Source organism: Mesorhizobium sp. LCM 4577, from assembly GCF_001854795.2.
Classification (GTDB): Bacteria; Pseudomonadota; Alphaproteobacteria; order Rhizobiales; family Rhizobiaceae; genus Mesorhizobium; species Mesorhizobium plurifarium.
Genome location: NZ_MDDU01000006.1, coordinates 36850 through 52960 on the forward strand (window position 1 = coordinate 36850; position 16111 = coordinate 52960).

The window sequence follows — 16111 nt, forward strand, 5'->3', positions numbered from 1 at the left end:
GCTAGGCCCAGCATGGACGACAGCAACGATCTCTTCGGCAAGATGGAAAAGCCGGCACAGCCGGTGCGCGCGCCCTCGCGCCCCGCCGATCCGCTGGTGCAGGCAGCAAAGCGTTCGACCGCCGCCCGCGACGGCAGCGAAGGCTACAGCGCCGCCGATATCGAGGTGCTGGAAGGGCTTGAGCCCGTGCGGCGCCGCCCAGGCATGTATATCGGCGGCACCGACGACAAGGCGATGCATCACCTGTTCGCCGAGGTCATCGACAATTCGATGGACGAGGCGGTGGCCGGCCACGCCACCTTCATCGACGTCGAGCTTTCCGCCGACGGCTTCCTGACCGTCACCGACAATGGGCGCGGCATTCCGGTCGATCCGCATCCGAAATTCAAGAAGCCGGCGCTCGAAGTCATCATGACGACGCTGCATTCGGGCGGCAAGTTCGACTCCAAGGTCTATGAGACCTCCGGCGGCCTGCACGGCGTCGGCGTTTCGGTCGTCAACGCGCTGTCCGACCATCTCGAGGTCGAGGTCGCGCGCGGTCGCCAGCTCTATCGCCAGCGTTTTTCCCGCGGCGTCCCGGTCAGCGGTCTGGAGCATCTCGGCGAGGTCCACAACCGCCGCGGCACGAGGACCCGCTTCCATCCCGACGAGCAGATTTTCGGCAAGGGCGCCGCCTTCGAACCGGCGCGGCTCTACCGCATGACGCGCTCGAAAGCCTATCTGTTCGGCGGCGTCGAGATCCGCTGGACCTGCGATCCGTCGCTGATCAAGGACAAGGACCAGACGCCGGCCAAGGCCGAGTTCCATTTCCCCGGCGGCCTCAAGGATTATCTCAAGGCGACGCTGGGGGACGAATTCCAGGTCACGCGCGAGGTTTTCGCTGGCAAGAGCGACAAGCAGGGCGGCCACGGTTCGCTGGAATGGGCCGTCACCTGGTTCGGCGGCGACGGTTTCCTCAACTCCTATTGCAATACCATTCCGACCCCCGAGGGCGGCACGCATGAGGCCGGGTTCCGCAACGTGCTGACGCGCGGACTGCGCGCCTATGCCGACCTCATCGGCAACAAGCGCGCCTCAATCATCACCACAGACGACGTGATGATCTCGGCCGCGGGCATGCTGTCGGTATTCATCCGCGAGCCGGAATTCGTCGGCCAGACCAAGGACAGGCTGGCGACGATCGAGGCGATGCGCATCGTCGAAAACGCAATCCGCGACCCGTTCGACCATTGGCTCGCCGACAATCCGCAGGAAGCCTCGAAGCTTCTCGACTGGGTCATCGCGCGCGCCGACGAGCGCGTGCGGCGCCGCCAGGAGAAGGAAGTCTCGCGCAAGAGCGCGGTGCGCAAGCTGCGCCTTCCGGGTAAGCTCGCCGATTGCACGCAGAACGCAGCCGCCGGCGCCGAGATCTTCATCGTCGAGGGTGACTCGGCTGGCGGTTCGGCCAAGCAGGCGCGCGACCGTGCCAGCCAAGCAGTGCTGCCGCTGCGCGGCAAGATCCTCAACGTCGCCAGCGCCGGCAACGACAAGCTTGCCGCCAACCAGCAGATTTCCGACCTGATCCAGGCTCTCGGCTGCGGCACGCGCTCGAAATACCGCGACGAGGACCTGCGCTACGATCGCGTGATCATCATGACCGACGCCGACGTCGACGGCGCGCACATTGCTTCGCTGTTGATCACCTTCTTCTACCAGGAGATGCCGAACCTGATCCGCGGCGGCCATCTCTACATGGCCGTGCCGCCGCTCTATTCGATCCGGCAGGGCGGCAAGGTCGGCTATGCCCGCGACGACGCGCACAAGGACGAGTTGCTGCGCACCGAGTTCACCGGGCGCGGCAAGGTCGAGATCGGCCGCTTCAAGGGCTTGGGCGAGATGATGGCCTCGCAGCTCAAGGAAACCACGATGGATCCCAAGAAGCGCACGCTTCTGAGGGTCGACGTGATCGACGCCGAGCAGGCCACCAAGGATGCCGTTGACGCGCTGATGGGCACCAAGCCCGAGGCGCGTTTCCGCTTCATCCAGGAGCGCGCCGAATTCGCCGAGACGGACGTGCTGGATATCTGAACGTCATCCGGTCCATAACAGGCTCCGATATGGAGACGGACATGTGACCTGGACGCGGCTGAAAGAGCTTGCCGAGGCACCGCTGAGCGGCCTGACGCAGCCGACCCGTTCGGATTGGATTTTCGCCCTGCGCACGGTTTCGGCGGGGCTGATCGCGCTGCTTGTTGCCTACGCGCTGAAGCTCGACCATCCGCAATGGGCGATGATGACGGTCTTCATCGTCGCGCAGCCGGTCGCCGGCATGGTGCTGGCGAAGGGCTTCTACCGGCTGCTCGGCACGCTGGCTGGCGGCCTGGCGGCCATCGGCATCACCTCCCTGTTCGGCGCCAATCCCTGGCTGCTGGTCACCGTGCTGGCGCTGTGGATCGGCGTCTGCACGCTCGTTTCCTCGCTACTGCGCAACCCGGAAGCCTATGGCGCCGCCCTTGCAGGCTATACGGCGATGATCATCAGCCTGCCGGCGCTTGGACAGCCGCATGTCGTCGTCGACCTGGCGATCGCCCGATGCGCCGAAATCGTGATTGGGATCGTCTGCGCCGGCGTCACCAGCCGGCTGATCCTGCCGAAGCTCGCGGCCGACGCCATCATCTCCCGTCTGAAACGCAGCATCCTCGACCTCGCCGAATATGCCGGCGGCGCCTTTTCCGGAGGCGATCCGGCAAGCCTTGCCGCGCTGCAGCGCAAGCTCATCACCGACGCCCAGACGCTCGCCGAGATGCGCACCTATGCGCGGCTGGAAGCGCCGAGCTTCGCCACCCGCGCCCATCCCGTGCGGCGCACGATCGGCCAGCTTCTATGGGCGCTTTCGGCGGCGCGCGCGCTGCACAGCCATCGCGCGCCGAAGAATGCTGCGCTTATCCCGATGCGCCGGGACCTGAAAAACTTCGTCGGCGAACTGGCGGCAACACCTGGCGCACTCGACGACACAGGTCCCTGGGTCGCCCGGCTCGACGCGATCGCGGCCAAGGCCAAGGAGATGCCAGAGTTGCCCAAAGATAAGGTCCCCGAGGACACGGGCCCCGGCGACACGGGCCCCGGCGACCCGGGCGAAGACAAGGTCGGCACCATCACACGCCTGACCATTGCCGGCGATTTCGCCGAGGCGCTCAAGCAGGTTATGCGCGGCTTGGAGGCGCTTCGCTCGCCCGTCTCCCGCAAATCGAGCGAGCGAAGCCAGCCAGCGCTGGTCGTCCACCGCGACTACCAGGCCGCATGCCGCAACGCCGTGCGTGCCGCGCTCGCGACCTTCCTCGTGGCGATCTTCTGGCTGACGACCAAGTGGTCGGAAGCGGCCGGCACCGTCATCCTCGTCGCCGTCGTCTCCAGCCTGTTCGCGGCACGCCCCGACCCGGTCCAGTCGGCCTGGGGCTTCTTCACCGGAACGCTGCTCGCACTGCCTTTTGCCTTTCTGGTCGGCCAGGTCGCGCTGCCGGCGCTGCCTGGCTTCGGCTGGTTCACGCTCTTCGTCGTGCCGATCCTGGTGCCCGCGGCGCTCGGCATGGCCAATCCGCGCCATGTCGGCGTCGCCACCGCCTTCGCCATCAACTTCCTCGCCTTCCTCAGCCCGCATCAGCAGATGATCTACGATCCCGGGCCGTTCTTAGCCGGTTCTGCCTCGATCCTGGTCGGCATCCTGATCGCCATCGGCGTTTTCATCGTCGTGCTGCCGGCCGATCCCTGGGTCACCGTGGAGCGAATCTCGCAAGCGATGCGTGAGGATCTGGCGCGGCTTTGCCTGCATGAGCGCATTCCCCGGCGCTCGGCCTTCGAAAGCCTCGCCTATGACCGGATCAACCAGTTGATGCCGCAGGTGCAGCGGACGGGCCGCAAGGGCGACCCCATGCTTGGCGGCAGCATCGCCGCCGTCACCGTCGGGCTGGAGGTGCTGCGGCTGCGCCAGGCCCAGTTGAACTCCGCCATCGCGCACGAAACAGTCGAGTCCATCGGCAATTTCCTGCGCGGCCTGGCGCGCGAGTTGCTGTTTCGGCGCCCTGGAGAACCACAGACCGCGACCATTGCGGTGGCGAGGCAATATGCGGCCAATATCGCGGAACGCAGCAACCGGCTCGAAATGTTGCAGATCGCCGCCTCCCTGCGCATTATCGCCGCGGCGATGGAGGATTACCCGGATTTCTTTGCGAAGGGTCGCGCCTGAACAATTGGGGACGTGACGCGTTTCAGGTCGGACCGGTTCGGAAAGGTCCCTTGTTAGACTGGTCGATACTTCCAGGTGGACAGATGGCTCTCAAACGTATGGACAACATCGGAATCGTCGTTGAAGACCTCGATGCGACGGTTGATTTCTTTCGCGAGCTCGGCCTTGAGCTCGAAGGGCGCGCCACGATCGAAGGGGAATGGGCCGGGCGCGTGACCGGACTAGGCGATCAGCATGTCGAAATCGCCATGATGCGCACGCCGGACGGCCACAGCCGACTCGAGTTGTCCCGCTTCCTCAGGCCACGCGTCGTGGCGGATCACCGCAACGCCCCGGTGAACGCCCTGGGCTATCTGCGCGTCATGTTCGCCGTGGATGACATCGACGACACGCTGGAGAGGCTCCGCAAGCACGGCGCTTCGCTCGTAGGCGAAGTGGTCCGGTATAAAGACGTGTATCGGCTCTGCTACATCCGCGGGCCTGAAGGGCTTCTCATCGGACTGGCCGAGGAACTCGGCTGAGCCTTGAACATGATGCCTTAGGCCGCGGCGATGGCCAGCGCATGCCCGCGCGCGTTTTCGCGCAGCGCGTCGAGGTGGATCGCCTTCACCAGCCCGGCAAGATCGCCCTCGGCCGATTGGCCGCCGAGCTCCTTCAGCATCAGCCAGCTCACCTCTTGCACGCCGGCGACACGCCGGCCATTGGCGACCTCGCGCCAGATTTTCAGCGCGCGCAGGATGATGCCATGCGTCGCCGGCGCAAGCCCGGCGCGGCGGAACAGCGCCTGCAGCGCCACGTCGTGCCCACCGGCGAGAAGCGCCGTCACCCGCTGCTCGGACTGTTGGGCTAACGCCACCAGCGTCGAGCCGAAGAAATCCACCTTGCCATGCGCGACGGTGCGGATGATGAAGCTTGCGGTCAGGTCGCCGCGCAGCCTCAAATGCTCGATCAGCGCGGCATGCTCTTCCATGCGCGTTCCCTCGATCAGCGTGACAGAGGCCTTCACGCAGGCGTCGCGCATGACGCGATCGGCGCGCGCGGCCCCCATCATCGCCAGCACCAGGGGCGAGCCTTTCAGCGTCTCGCCGAGCTTGACCAGCAGCATGTGCCGGCAGTCGGCCGGCAGGCGCCGATCGGCGATCAGTGCTTCGCGCACCAGCGGCAGGTGGCCGTGCCGCTCGGCCATGCGGCGGAAGCTGAGCGAGGCAATCTCGGCGCCGCTGTTGCCGATCAGCACGGCGCAGGCTTCCGGTTCGCCGACCTCGGCGATTGCCGCCGCCAGCGACATCGAGACCACCGGACGGTTGGCGATCAGCTTCTGCGTCGCCTTCTGGCCGCAGGCGACGCGCTCGACCAGGTCGGCATCGGTAAGCAGCGGCGAACGCGCCAGCACCAGCGCCGCCACTTCCGGCTGGTCGGCGGCCAGGGCGCTGATCACCTGCGGCGGCGCGTGATGGCTCATCGACAGCGCCTCGGCGAGCGCCAGGCGCACCTTGGAGGAAGCGTCGTCCAGAAGCAGCGTCAGCGCCGCCTCTGCGGCGCAGCGATCCTCGAACGGCAGATCGGAATTGATATAGGCGCGCGCCAGCGCGCTCGCGGCGGCGGCGCGCTCGGAAACCCTTGCCGTATCAATCCATTTTAGAAAATGCGAAACAACCATACCGATCAGCTGCGCCCCTGCCGGAATGTCCCCGGCCCCGCTGTGAACGGTAGGCTGGAAATGGTTTACGAACGGTTCACCATGTTTCTTAACCGGCTTGATGGAGGCGCAGGCAACGCCTATCAAGCAACGACATTGGAGGAGATCGAACCATGGCCGGGCTTTATCTGGAAGAGTTTGTCGTCGGCCATGTCTTCCGCCACACGCTGCGCAAGACCGTGACCGAGAGCGACAACATGCTGTTCTCGGTGATGACGCTGAACCCGCAGCCCCTGCACATCGATTTCGACTTTGCCGCGAAGACCGAATGGGGCRAGCCGCTCGTCAACTCGCTGTTCACGCTTGGCCTGATGATCGGCATTTCGGTGAACGACATCACGGTCGGCACGACCGTCGCCAATCTCGGCATGAAGGAGACGGTGTTCCCGCACCCCGTCTTCCACGGCGACACCATCCGGGTCGAGACGACGGTCGTCTCCGTACGCGACTCCAAGTCGAAACCCGATCGCGGCATCGTGGAGTTCGAGCACCGCGCCTACAATCAGAACGACGTTCTTGTCGCCAAATGCACCAGGCAGGCGATGATGCTGAGGAAGGCGGCCTGATGCGCTCGCTGCTGTTCGTGCCCGGCGATTCCGAGCGCAAGCTGGAAAAGGGATTCGAGGCCGGCGCCGACGTGATCATCGTCGATCTGGAAGATTCCGTTGCCGCCGCCAACAAGGCGGCGGCGCGCGCGACCGCGGCCGGTTTCATCTCCAGCCGAAGGCACCGGACAGGTTCGGCCATCTATGTGCGGGTCAACGACCTTTCCACCGGCCTGACGGACGAAGACCTTGCGGCTCTTGTCCCGGCGAAGCCCGACGGCATCATGCTGCCGAAGTCGAACAGCGGACAAGATGTCCAGCAACTGGCGGCGAAGCTGCGGGTGCATGAGGCAGAGAACGGGCTGCCGGACGGCGCTATAAGAATCCTGCCGATCATCTCCGAGACCGCGGCAGGTGTGCTCGCGGCGGCAAGCTATGCCGGAACGAGCGCGCGGCTTGCCGGCCTGACCTGGGGCGCGGAGGATTTGTCCGCCGCGATCGGCGCGCGCACGGCCCGCGACGAGACCGGCCGATACACCGACGTGTTCCGCCTGGCGCGCACCATGACCATTCTGGCGGCGGGCGCGGCCGAAGTCGCCGCCATCGACACGGTCTTTCCGAATTTCCGCGACATGGCCGCCTTCGAGGCCGAATGCCGGGAGGCCGAGCGCGACGGCTTCACCGGCAAGATGGCGATCCATCCGGCGCAGGTGCCCGTCATCAACGCCGCTTTCACGCCGTCCGCCGAAGCGGTCGCGCGGTCACGGGCGATCGTAGAGGCCTTCGCGGCGTCGGGAAATCCGGGCGTCGTCGGCATCGACGGCAAGATGTACGACAGGCCGCATCTGCGGCTGGCCGAGCGGCTGCTCGCGCGCGCCAAGGCGGCAGGCGTATCCGTCTGACCGCTACCAGACCATCGGGATCAGCTTGTAGCGGACGCGCGCGGCGTAATCGTCATAGCCCTGCAGGCCGGTCCGCAAGGTCTTTTCCTCGATGAAGGTGCGGAGGGCGAGCAGCAGGATGAAGGCGAGGACCGCTGCCAGTCCCCACCAGGAGCCAAGCAGCAGCGCGGTGCCGGCGAAATAGACTATGGCGCCCGCATACATGGGGTGGCGGACATAGCCATATGGACCGGTGGTGATCACCTTCTGTCCACGCTCGTCCTGGATCTTCACGACAGGCGCCGCGAAGCTGTTTTCCAGCATCGTGAGATAGCAGATCCAGATGCCGACGAGCAGCACCAGAGCGCCGATCACCTGCACCCAGACGGGAACTACCGACCAGCCGAAACGGGTATCGAGCCCCATCAGGACCAGCCAGGCGAAAATGCCGATGAGCAATATGCTCAGCAATATCTTGTCGGCCGCGGTCTGGGTCTTCTGGATCGGCGGACGGAGGCGCTCGTTCATCAGGCCTGGATCGCGCCGGGCGAGCGCCACGCCCATGGTAAGGCTCAGTCCGACCATCACGACTATGTACACCCAGGCTGCGGTCCACCGCAGCGTGCCGGCCGACAGAAACATCAGCGCGCCCATGACGCCGAACCATATGAATGTCTGGAAAACCAATCTCGAGAACATGACCAACCTTCCGTGACGTCCCCCGCCACCGTTGTCGAATCCGACCAGTGGTCTATTATACCGACCGACGGTCTATGCTCAAGCGCAATCAGCGCGAGGCATCTGGACGCAAACGGCTGCCGCGTGCACAAGGTTTTGTCATGCCACGTATCATCAAGCACCCGGAGCTCAGGCGAGAAGAGCTGCTGGACCATGCCCAGGCGCTGTTCCTGATGCATGGCTACGACAAAGCGAGCCTCAACGACGTCATCGCCACCGCCGGCATCTCGAAAGGCGCCTTCTATCACTACTTCGCCTCCAAGGAGGCCCTGCTGGAGGCATTGGCGGAGCGTTTCGCCAGGCAGGCGCTCGCCGGCGTCCAGGATGTGCTCGGCGATCCGGCGCTCGATCCGCTCGGACGCCTCAACGCCCTGCTCGCGAAATCACGGCAGGCCAAGGTCGAGACCGCGGCGGAAGCCTGGGCACTGTTCGAGACGATGTTCCGGCCGGAAAACCTGGTGCTGTTCCACCGCATCAACGTGGCGGCCAACGCGGCCTTTTCGCCCTTGCTGGTCGAAATCATCAAGCAAGGCGTTGCGGACGGAACCTTCCGCACCTTCGATCCGGAAGGCGTCGCCGACATCGTCATGCAGTTCGGCCTGGCCACGCACGATGTGATCGCCAAGGCATTCGCCGGCGGCAGCGATGCCGATATGGACATTGCGATCGAAACCCTGGAAAGGCGTGTCAGGCTCTACGAGATCGCGCTCGACCGCATCCTGGGGCTTCCCGACGGCAGCATCCGCATCGGCGAGCCCGGCTATGTGCGCGCCGTCATGACGGCGCGTCGGGCCAGTCCCTCCTCCAGCGTGGCAGCCGCGGCGTCAAAGGCGCGCAGGATGTGACTAACCGGCCCAGGGGCCGGCGTAATCGGCGTAGAGCTTCGCCGGATCGGGCCGTGGCCGATCCGGTGCGGGTCCCTGATAAGAACCGATATGGACGAAGCCGATGACGCGCTCCCGCGGCGAGAGTCCGAGGATCGCCCTGCCCTCGGTCACGTCGGAATACCAGTTGCTGATCATGTTGGTGCCATAGCCCAGCGCGTTGGCCGCGATCATCAGGTTCATGGCCGCCATGCCGCCCGACAGGAACATCTCCCATTGCGGGATCTTCGGGTTTTCCTTCGGCACCGACACCACGCCGATCACCAGTGGCGCGCGCGAGAAGCGCGCCAGTTCCTGGTTGCRCCGGCCTTCCGGCAGCGGCCCCTCGCGCTGTTCGGCAAGCGCCGCCAGCTTCTTGCCGATCTCGACGCGCGCCTCGCCGCGATAGAGGATGAAGCGCCAGGGCTCGAGCCGGCCATGGTCGGGGACGCGCGAGGCGGCCGCGATCATCGTCGCGATCTCGGCATCGCTCGGCGCCGGCTCCTTGAGGTCGGGAATCGGCGCGGAATTGCGGGTGAGCAGGAAGTCTATGATCGGCGACGCCATGGGGGCCAAGTCTCCTGAAGGCATTCGATTTTGAGCTGAAGCACGCCATCGGGAGGTCGGGCGGCTCGGGCGGTGGCGTTTTGCGCCGAATAAGAAGCCGCTGAGGGGAAGCAGCGCGCTCCTAGGCCTTGAAATTGCCACCGCCTTGGGCTTCAACGCAAGGCATGTTTGAGGGGACTCTGCGCCTTTTCGTGATCGCACTCGTCGCTGCGTTATTCGCGGTGCCGGTTTCCTTCGCCCTGGCCCAGAACGCCAACGATGTCGGCGACATCAAGCTTCCGGGCATTTCGAGCTACGCGACGCCGAAGTCGGAGGGACCGCTGGCGCTCGGCAATGGCGGCGCCATCACGCTGTCGGCGCAGTTGACCGACAAGGGTGCCGACATCACCCGCGGCATCGTCTGGCGGGTCTTCAAGCCGCAGCCCGCCAGCGATGGCAAGCTGCCGATGGTGGCATCCGCCCATGGCGGCACGGCCGTGTTCCAGCTCGACCCCGGCAGCTATCTCGTCCATGCCTCCTACGGACGCGCCGGCGCCACCAAGCGCATCACAGTCGGCAAGGAAGCCAGGCGCGAAAGCCTCGTCCTCGACGCCGGCGGCCTGAAGCTCGACGCGGTGACATCGGGCGGCGCGCCCATCCCGCCGAAGAAACTGCGCTTCTCGATCTACGAAGGCGAGGCCGCGGCCAATGGCGACCGGCCGCTGATCGCCCCCGACGTCGCGCCGAACACCGTGGTGCGCCTGAACGCCGGCACCTATCATGTCGTCTCCACCTATGGCGCGGTCAACGCGGTGATCCGCTCCGATATCCGCGTCGAGGCCGGCAAGCTGACGGAAGCGACCGTCGAGCACCGCGCCGCCGAGATGACGATGAAGCTGGTGCGCGAGCCCGGCGGCGAAGCCATCGCCGACACGTCCTGGTCGCTGCTCAACGAGAGCGGCGATCCGATCAAGGAAGCGGTCGGCGCCTTCGCCTCGATGGTGCTGGCCGAGGGCCAGTACACCATCATCGCCAAGAACCGCGACCGCATCTACCAGAAGGATTTCACGGTCGTCGCCGGCCAGAACCAGGAAATCGAGGTCGTGGCCAACGAACAGTCCGCCATCGATCCCGAGGAAGGCGCGGACTGATCTCTTCTACTCAGGCCGCCTTTCGCATCCGCAGGAACGGCACGCGGCCACGCTGCGTGGAAGGCGCCGCAAGGTCGAAGACCGCGCGATAGAGGCGGTCGAGCAGAGCCTTGCGGTCGCGCAGCGGCTCGAGGTCGCTCCATCTCAGCACGTCGCCGATGCGCACCTCGATCGCCTTGCCCGACAGGCGGGCGAACTCGCGGATGAGCAATGAGGTGCGCAGCGTCAGCGATGCCTTGCCGATGAACTTCGCCACGCGGTTGTCGCGCTCGGCCATGTTCATCGGACCGCTGACGAGATGGAACAGGCGGCCGTTCTGGCCGGAAAAATGCATCGGGATGACCGAGGCCTTGGCGTCCTGGATCAGCTTGGCCGGGAACATCTTCCACGGCAGGTCGATGGCGCGGCCGAAACCCTTGGGCGCCGTGGCGACGCCGCCGGCCGGGAAGACGACGATGGTGACGCCTTCCTTCAACAGCCGCACGGCTTCATGGCGCACCGCCATGTTGTTCTTCAGCGCTTCCTTGGTCTCGGAAAAATCGATCGGCAGCGAATAGGGTTCCATCTCGCGGATCCTGAGCAGGTCCTTGTGGATCATGACCCGGAACGGCCGGCCGAGCTGCTCGACCAGCGACAACACCGCGATGCCGTCGCCGATGCCGAAGGGATGGTTTGCGACGATGACCAGCGGCGTATCCGGCAGCGTCGCCGGCGGCCACTGCACGGCGTTGYGAACCTTGACGTCGATCAATTCCAGCATGCGGCTGAACACGCGATCGCCGGTCGGCACCACCTGCCGGCGCCAGAAATCGTAAAGCGCGGCGAAGCGGTCGCGGCCGGACAAGCCCTCGACGGAATGGATGAACCAGCGCGTCAGCACCGGCTGATGCGGGTTGGCATAGGAGAGCTCGGGAAAACGTCTTTCCCGCAGTTTCAATTTGAGCATGGCGGCTCGTTACAGGGCTGGCGTGACAGGCATATGAAAATGGCGGTGGGCACGCCACCGCCATTTTAGAAAGTGCTGGTATGTCAGGCTGCCGCGCGGCGCTTGCGATCGGGCGAGACCGCCTCCTCGGCGAGAGCCTTCACCGCATCGTCGAGCTTTCGCGATTCCTGGTCGCGGGAACCCAGCCGGCGAACGTTGACGGTTTCCTCCTCGGCCTCGCGCTTGCCGCAGACGAGGATGACCGGCACCTTGGCGAGCGAATGCTCGCGCACCTTGTAGTTGATCTTCTCGTTGCGCAGATCGGTCTCGGCCAGCAGTCCCGCAGCCTTCAGTCGCTCGACCACTTTCATGGCGTATTCGTCCGCATCCGAGGTGATCGTCGCCACCACCACCTGCAGCGGCGCGAACCACAGCGGGAAATGRCCGGAATAGTTCTCGATCAGGATGCCGAGGAACCGCTCCATCGAGCCGCAGACCGCGCGATGCACCATCACCGGCTGCTTCTTTTCCGAATCCGAGCCGATATAGAAGGCGCCGAAGCGCTCCGGCAGGTTGAAGTCGACCTGCGTGGTGCCGCATTGCCATTCGCGGCCTATTGCGTCCTTCAGCACATATTCGAATTTCGGCCCATAGAAAGCGCCCTCGCCCGGATTGATCGAGGTCTTGATGCGGTTGCCGGAGCGCGTGCGGATCGTCTCCAGCACGTTGCTCATGATCGCCTCGGCATGGTCCCAGGCCTCGTCGGTGCCGACGCGCTTGTCCGGCCGGGTCGAGAGCTTCACGCTGACCTCGTCGAAGCCGAAATCGGCATAGGTCGACAGGATCAGGTCGTTGATGCGCAGGCACTCGGCCGCCAGCTGCTCCTCGGTGCAGAAGATATGCGCGTCGTCCTGCGTGAAGCCGCGCACGCGCATCAGCCCGTGCAGCGCGCCCGACGGTTCGTAACGATGCACATTGCCGAACTCCGCAAGCTTAACGGGCAGTTCGCGGTAGGACTTCAACCCATGCTTGAAGATCTGGACGTGACCGGGACAGTTCATCGGCTTCAGCGCGAAGACGCGGTCGTCGTCGGTGTCGTCGCCGGCGACGGTGACCTTGAACATCGCGTCGCGATACCAGCCCCAGTGTCCCGACGTCTCCCACAGGCTCTTGTCCAGCACCTGCGGCGCGTTGACTTCCTGATAGCCGTGCTCGTCGAGGYGACGGCGCATGTAGTTGATCAGGTTCTGCACCATCTTCCAGCCCTTGGCGTGCCAGAAGACGACGCCCGGCCCTTCTTCCTGGAAATGGAACAGGTCCATCTCGCGGCCGAGCTTGCGATGATCGCGCTTCTCGGCCTCTTCCAGCAGCGTCTGGTAGGCGTCGAGCTGCGCCTGATCGGCCCAGGCGGTGCCGTAGATGCGGGTCAGCATCGGGTTGTTCGAGTCGCCGCGCCAATAGGCGCCCGCCACCTTCATCAGCTTGAAGGCGTTGCCGATCTGCCCGGTCGAGGCCATGTGCGGGCCGCGGCACAGATCGAACCAGTCGCCCTGCGCGTAGATCTTGATGTCCTGATCCTCCGGAATGGCGTCGATCAGCTCGACCTTGTAGCGCTCCCCCTTGTCGGCGAAGACCTTCTTCGCTTTGTCGCGCGACCACACTTCCTTGGTGAACGGCTTGTTGCGCTGGATGATCTCGCGCATCTTCTTCTCGATCACCGGGAAATCGTCCGGCGTGAACGGCTCGTTCCTCGCGAAGTCGTAATAGAACCCGTTCTCGATCACCGGCCCGATGGTCACCTGCGTTCCCGGCCACAGCTCCTGCACGGCCTCGGCCAGCACATGCGCCGTGTCGTGGCGGATGAGTTCCAGCGCGCGCGGATCCTCGCGGGTGATGATCTCGACCTTGCCGGACGTGCCGAGCGGATCGGAAAGATCGCGCACGGTGCCATCGAGGCTGTAGGCGACAGCCTTCTTGGCCAGCGACTTGGAGATCGATTCGGCAAGCCCCGCGCCGGTCAGCGCCGCGTCATATTCACGGACGGAACCATCGGGAAATGTCAGGGAAACGGAATTCGGCATCAGGGTTCTCCTATCCAGTCCCGCAAACGAGCGCGGGTGGTGAAATGCATGCGGAAGGATGCTCAGCAGCATGCAGAGGGTTAGCCGGAGGCGCCAATCACATGGATGTTGGCCGGCGGCGCGGTTTTAGAGGCAGTGCCACGTCAGGTAAAGAGCGCTCGCCAGGAAATGTCGTCGTAAAGCTTTCGCCCGCTTTCGCGTTTCTTATTTATGCGGTGTCGGGGATTCGACAAATGCGCCGAGCCGTAAAGCTGCTCTCATTCGGGATGCGGAGCGCGGGTCAACGGGTCCGATAGCGGGAACTCGGGTGCCGGCGGCGTGCCGCCCAGGATGCTCGACAGTTCGCAGGCCGCCTTGAATTGCGAAGCGGCTGCCTGCTGGATAGGCACCCGCCCGCGCACCGACTGAAGGAACGGCATGGTCAGCGCGGCCAGGGCCTGCCCGCGGCCGTCGAGGATCGGGAAGCTCACATCGGTGATACCGGCAATGTTTTCGCCTGCGATCAGCTCGTAGTGCTGCGCGGCGATGGCTTCGATGCGCTGCCGCGCCCGCCGCAATTCCGCGCGATCGATACCGTTGGCTGCGAGCGCGTCGAACGTCCACTCGCGTGTCGCTGGCGGCTGGAAGGCGAGGATCACCCGGCCCGAGGCGGTATGCTCGGCCGGACTCGATGTGCCGAGCCGCACTCTAAAGCCGAGCGGCGCCGGACTGTCGGCATAGGCGATGGTGCGGATGAACGCCCCCTCCAGCACCGTCAGCAGGATCGACTGCTGCGTTTCGGCCGCGAGCCGCAACAGGATCGGATTGGCCGCCGTGGTGAGCATCTCGATCGGCGGAAAAGCAAGCGCAAGGTCGTAGAGCTTCATCGACAGCCTGAAGGCCTCATCCTGCGGCCCGCGCCGGATATAGCCCCGGCGCTCCAGCGAGACGACCATGCGGTAGACTTCCTGCAACGAACGGCTGAGCTGCTGGGCGATCTGGCTCTGGGTCAGTCCTTCGGATTGCCGGGCAAGCAGTTCGAGCACGTCCAGGCCCTTCTCCAGCGCGGGCGCAAGATAGGTTGCCTGCCCCTCTTTGGGCGCCTTCTCCGCCCGCGCGGCGACGTCGCTTTTCCTTGGCCCACCCATTTTGATTCTGGTCCCGTCCGTTCCGGTTCGCAGGAACTTGCTGGTCTCGGCGGCGATTGACAAGCGCGCAAAGTTCCTATTACCTATTAAAATAGACTATCATATATAAAATCAACAGGGGAACACGACCATGGATACGCATGCCGTTCGCATACTTCTTCCAGCTCTGCTGCTCGCCGGGCTGGCACTTCCCAATACCGCTCTCGCCGACGGCAAGGCGGCCCTCGCCACGCTGCCGGACAATCTGCAGAGCCTGTATGTCGGGGCTGAACAGAATGTGCAGCCGTCGGCCTTCGACGGCTTCGCGATGCCGGCCAAGCCATGGAAATGGTGCCACTCCGAATCGTATCAGGGGAATCCCTGGCGGGTGGCGCTGACCAACCACTTCAAGAGCCTTGTCGGCGCTTTCCAGGCCGACGGCAGCGTCAGCAGCTTCGAGCTTTCGGACTCCAACGGTGACACCAGCCAGCAGATCGCCCAGCTCCGTGCCTTCATCGACAAGAAATGCAGCATCATCACTGTCGTGGCCGGATCGTCGACCGCGCTGAACGACGCCATCGAGGCGGCCTACAAAGCGGGCATTCCGGTGGTCTCGGTGGGCCTCGTCACCACCCCTTACGCGGTCAGTGTCGATTCCAACTACATCAAGTTCGGCTATGACATGGCCAAGGACATCACCACGGCGCTCAACGGCAAGGGCAATGTGCTGAGGGTCGAGGGCATTGCCGGCAGTCCGCTGGTGGCCGAGCAGCGCGTCGGCGCCGATAAGGGGTTCGCGGAATCGCCGGACGTGAAGGTGGTGCGCGACGTCAACGGCAACTGGACCGCGGCGGTGACCAAGACGGTGGTGCTGCAGGCGCTTGCCACCAATCCCGGTCCGATCGAAGCGGTGTGGACTTCGGGCAGCGAAGCGCGTGTGGTGGCTGAGGCCTTCGCGCAGGCAGGCCGGCCGGCGCCTGTCATCACCGGCAGCATTTCGGGCGATGCCCTCGGCTATTGGAAAGCGCATCCCGACTTCAAGTTCACGGGCGGCGCGCTGTTGCCGTCATGGACCGCGCAGACGGCCGTGCGCGTCGGCGTGCGGATGCTGCTGGGCCAGGAGCCCAAGGTGAGCCTGGTGGAAATCCCGGTCCCCGACGTCAAGATCGGCGACCTTGGTTCATGGTACCGCTCATGCATGACGGCCGACGCCGTCTCGGTCTTCCCGGTCGCGCCGCAGGATCCGATGCCGGAGGACCTGATGAACGGCTACTTCAAGAAGCCCGCGCCGACGCCGCAATTCGACTACGCCAAGACGCCGGATCCCTGCGCCCAATAACGCCCGTCGAGACCT

14 protein-coding genes are annotated in these 16111 nt (G+C 64.9%); 8 read left to right on the plus strand and 6 right to left on the minus strand.

Going from position 1 to position 16111, the window contains the following annotated elements; translation table 11 throughout:
* Positions 1-12 precede the first annotated feature (12 nt).
* From parE to LCM4577_RS10780, 3 genes are all read left to right on the plus strand, one after another.
* Positions 13-2067: a DNA topoisomerase IV subunit B gene (parE, locus tag LCM4577_RS10770; protein WP_071071099.1), complete on the plus strand. Its 2055-nt coding sequence runs from the start codon at positions 13-15 to the stop codon at positions 2065-2067.
* A gap of 43 nt (positions 2068-2110) precedes the next feature.
* Entirely contained in the window at positions 2111-4222 is a 2112-nt protein-coding gene (locus LCM4577_RS10775) for an FUSC family protein (RefSeq protein WP_071071100.1), read from the plus strand.
* An 83-nt stretch (positions 4223-4305) separates the two neighbouring features.
* A complete protein-coding gene (locus LCM4577_RS10780; RefSeq protein WP_071032034.1) occupies positions 4306-4743 on the plus strand; it encodes a VOC family protein in 438 nt (145 codons plus the stop codon).
* Between the two features lie 17 nt (positions 4744-4760).
* On the opposite strand, the gene LCM4577_RS10785 is transcribed toward LCM4577_RS10780, so the two are convergent.
* Positions 4761-5882 carry a DUF2336 domain-containing protein gene (locus LCM4577_RS10785; RefSeq protein ID WP_071071102.1) on the minus strand — a complete coding sequence of 374 codons (1122 nt, stop codon included), beginning with the start codon at positions 5880-5882 and terminating at the stop codon, positions 4761-4763.
* 152 nt (positions 5883-6034) lie between these two features.
* Here LCM4577_RS10785 and LCM4577_RS10790 point away from each other — a divergent pair, with 152 nt between their 5' ends.
* The gene (locus LCM4577_RS10790) at positions 6035-6487 is read left to right on the plus strand and encodes a MaoC family dehydratase (protein ID WP_071071104.1); all 453 of its coding nucleotides are present in this window, start codon (positions 6035-6037) and stop codon (positions 6485-6487) included.
* A complete protein-coding gene (locus LCM4577_RS10795) occupies positions 6487-7368 on the plus strand; it encodes a CoA ester lyase (RefSeq protein WP_071032084.1) in 882 nt (293 codons plus the stop codon). Before LCM4577_RS10790 ends, LCM4577_RS10795 begins: the two co-directional genes overlap by 1 nt.
* Positions 7369-7371: 3 nt before the next feature.
* Here LCM4577_RS10795 and LCM4577_RS10800 read toward each other — a convergent pair whose 3' ends face one another.
* On the minus strand, positions 7372-8046 hold the full coding sequence (locus LCM4577_RS10800) for an isoprenylcysteine carboxylmethyltransferase family protein (protein ID WP_071032083.1): 675 nt from the start codon (positions 8044-8046) through the stop codon (positions 7372-7374).
* Positions 8047-8186: 140 nt separating this feature from the next.
* Between LCM4577_RS10800 and LCM4577_RS10805 the strand changes: the two genes are divergently transcribed.
* Positions 8187-8930: a TetR/AcrR family transcriptional regulator gene (locus LCM4577_RS10805; RefSeq protein ID WP_071071106.1), complete on the plus strand. Its 744-nt coding sequence runs from the start codon at positions 8187-8189 to the stop codon at positions 8928-8930.
* Here the strand turns inward: LCM4577_RS10805 and LCM4577_RS10810 are convergent, their stop codons facing one another.
* The gene (locus tag LCM4577_RS10810; RefSeq protein WP_071071108.1) at positions 8931-9515 is read right to left on the minus strand and encodes a nitroreductase; all 585 of its coding nucleotides are present in this window, start codon (positions 9513-9515) and stop codon (positions 8931-8933) included.
* Between the two features lie 164 nt (positions 9516-9679).
* On the opposite strand from LCM4577_RS10810, the gene LCM4577_RS10815 reads away from it, so the two are divergent.
* The gene (locus LCM4577_RS10815) at positions 9680-10645 is read left to right on the plus strand and encodes a hypothetical protein (protein WP_071032031.1); all 966 of its coding nucleotides are present in this window, start codon (positions 9680-9682) and stop codon (positions 10643-10645) included.
* A 10-nt stretch (positions 10646-10655) separates the two neighbouring features.
* Here LCM4577_RS10815 and LCM4577_RS10820 read toward each other — a convergent pair whose 3' ends face one another.
* From LCM4577_RS10820 to LCM4577_RS10830, 3 genes are all read right to left on the minus strand, one after another.
* The gene (locus LCM4577_RS10820) at positions 10656-11591 is read right to left on the minus strand and encodes a lysophospholipid acyltransferase family protein (RefSeq protein WP_071071110.1); all 936 of its coding nucleotides are present in this window, start codon (positions 11589-11591) and stop codon (positions 10656-10658) included.
* Between the two features lie 83 nt (positions 11592-11674).
* Positions 11675-13651, minus strand: coding sequence for a threonine--tRNA ligase (thrS, locus tag LCM4577_RS10825; RefSeq protein ID WP_071071112.1), 1977 nt, complete (start codon positions 13649-13651; stop codon positions 11675-11677).
* Positions 13652-13908: 257 nt separating this feature from the next.
* Positions 13909-14778, minus strand: coding sequence for an IclR family transcriptional regulator (locus LCM4577_RS10830; RefSeq protein ID WP_071071114.1), 870 nt, complete (start codon positions 14776-14778; stop codon positions 13909-13911).
* 130 nt (positions 14779-14908) lie between these two features.
* Between LCM4577_RS10830 and LCM4577_RS10835 the strand changes: the two genes are divergently transcribed.
* Entirely contained in the window at positions 14909-16096 is a 1188-nt protein-coding gene (locus LCM4577_RS10835; RefSeq protein WP_071071115.1) for a substrate-binding domain-containing protein, read from the plus strand.
* Positions 16097-16111 lie beyond the last annotated feature (15 nt).

Excerpts from the sequence above, each read along its gene's own strand:
- parE (WP_071071099.1), top strand. The coding sequence starts at position 13 with ATGGACGACAGCAACGATCTCTTCGGCAAGATGGAAAAGCCGGCACAG.
- LCM4577_RS10780 (WP_071032034.1), top strand. The coding sequence starts at position 4,306 with ATGGCTCTCAAACGTATGGACAACATCGGAATCGTCGTTGAAGACCTC.
- LCM4577_RS10785 (WP_071071102.1), bottom strand. The coding sequence starts at position 5,882 with ATGGTTGTTTCGCATTTTCTAAAATGGATTGATACGGCAAGGGTTTCC.
- LCM4577_RS10795 (WP_071032084.1), top strand. The coding sequence starts at position 6,487 with ATGCGCTCGCTGCTGTTCGTGCCCGGCGATTCCGAGCGCAAGCTGGAA.
- LCM4577_RS10800 (WP_071032083.1), bottom strand. The coding sequence starts at position 8,046 with ATGTTCTCGAGATTGGTTTTCCAGACATTCATATGGTTCGGCGTCATG.
- LCM4577_RS10805 (WP_071071106.1), top strand. The coding sequence starts at position 8,187 with ATGCCACGTATCATCAAGCACCCGGAGCTCAGGCGAGAAGAGCTGCTG.
- LCM4577_RS10815 (WP_071032031.1), top strand. The coding sequence starts at position 9,680 with ATGTTTGAGGGGACTCTGCGCCTTTTCGTGATCGCACTCGTCGCTGCG.
- LCM4577_RS10830 (WP_071071114.1), bottom strand. The coding sequence starts at position 14,778 with ATGGGTGGGCCAAGGAAAAGCGACGTCGCCGCGCGGGCGGAGAAGGCG.
- LCM4577_RS10835 (WP_071071115.1), top strand. The coding sequence starts at position 14,909 with ATGGATACGCATGCCGTTCGCATACTTCTTCCAGCTCTGCTGCTCGCC.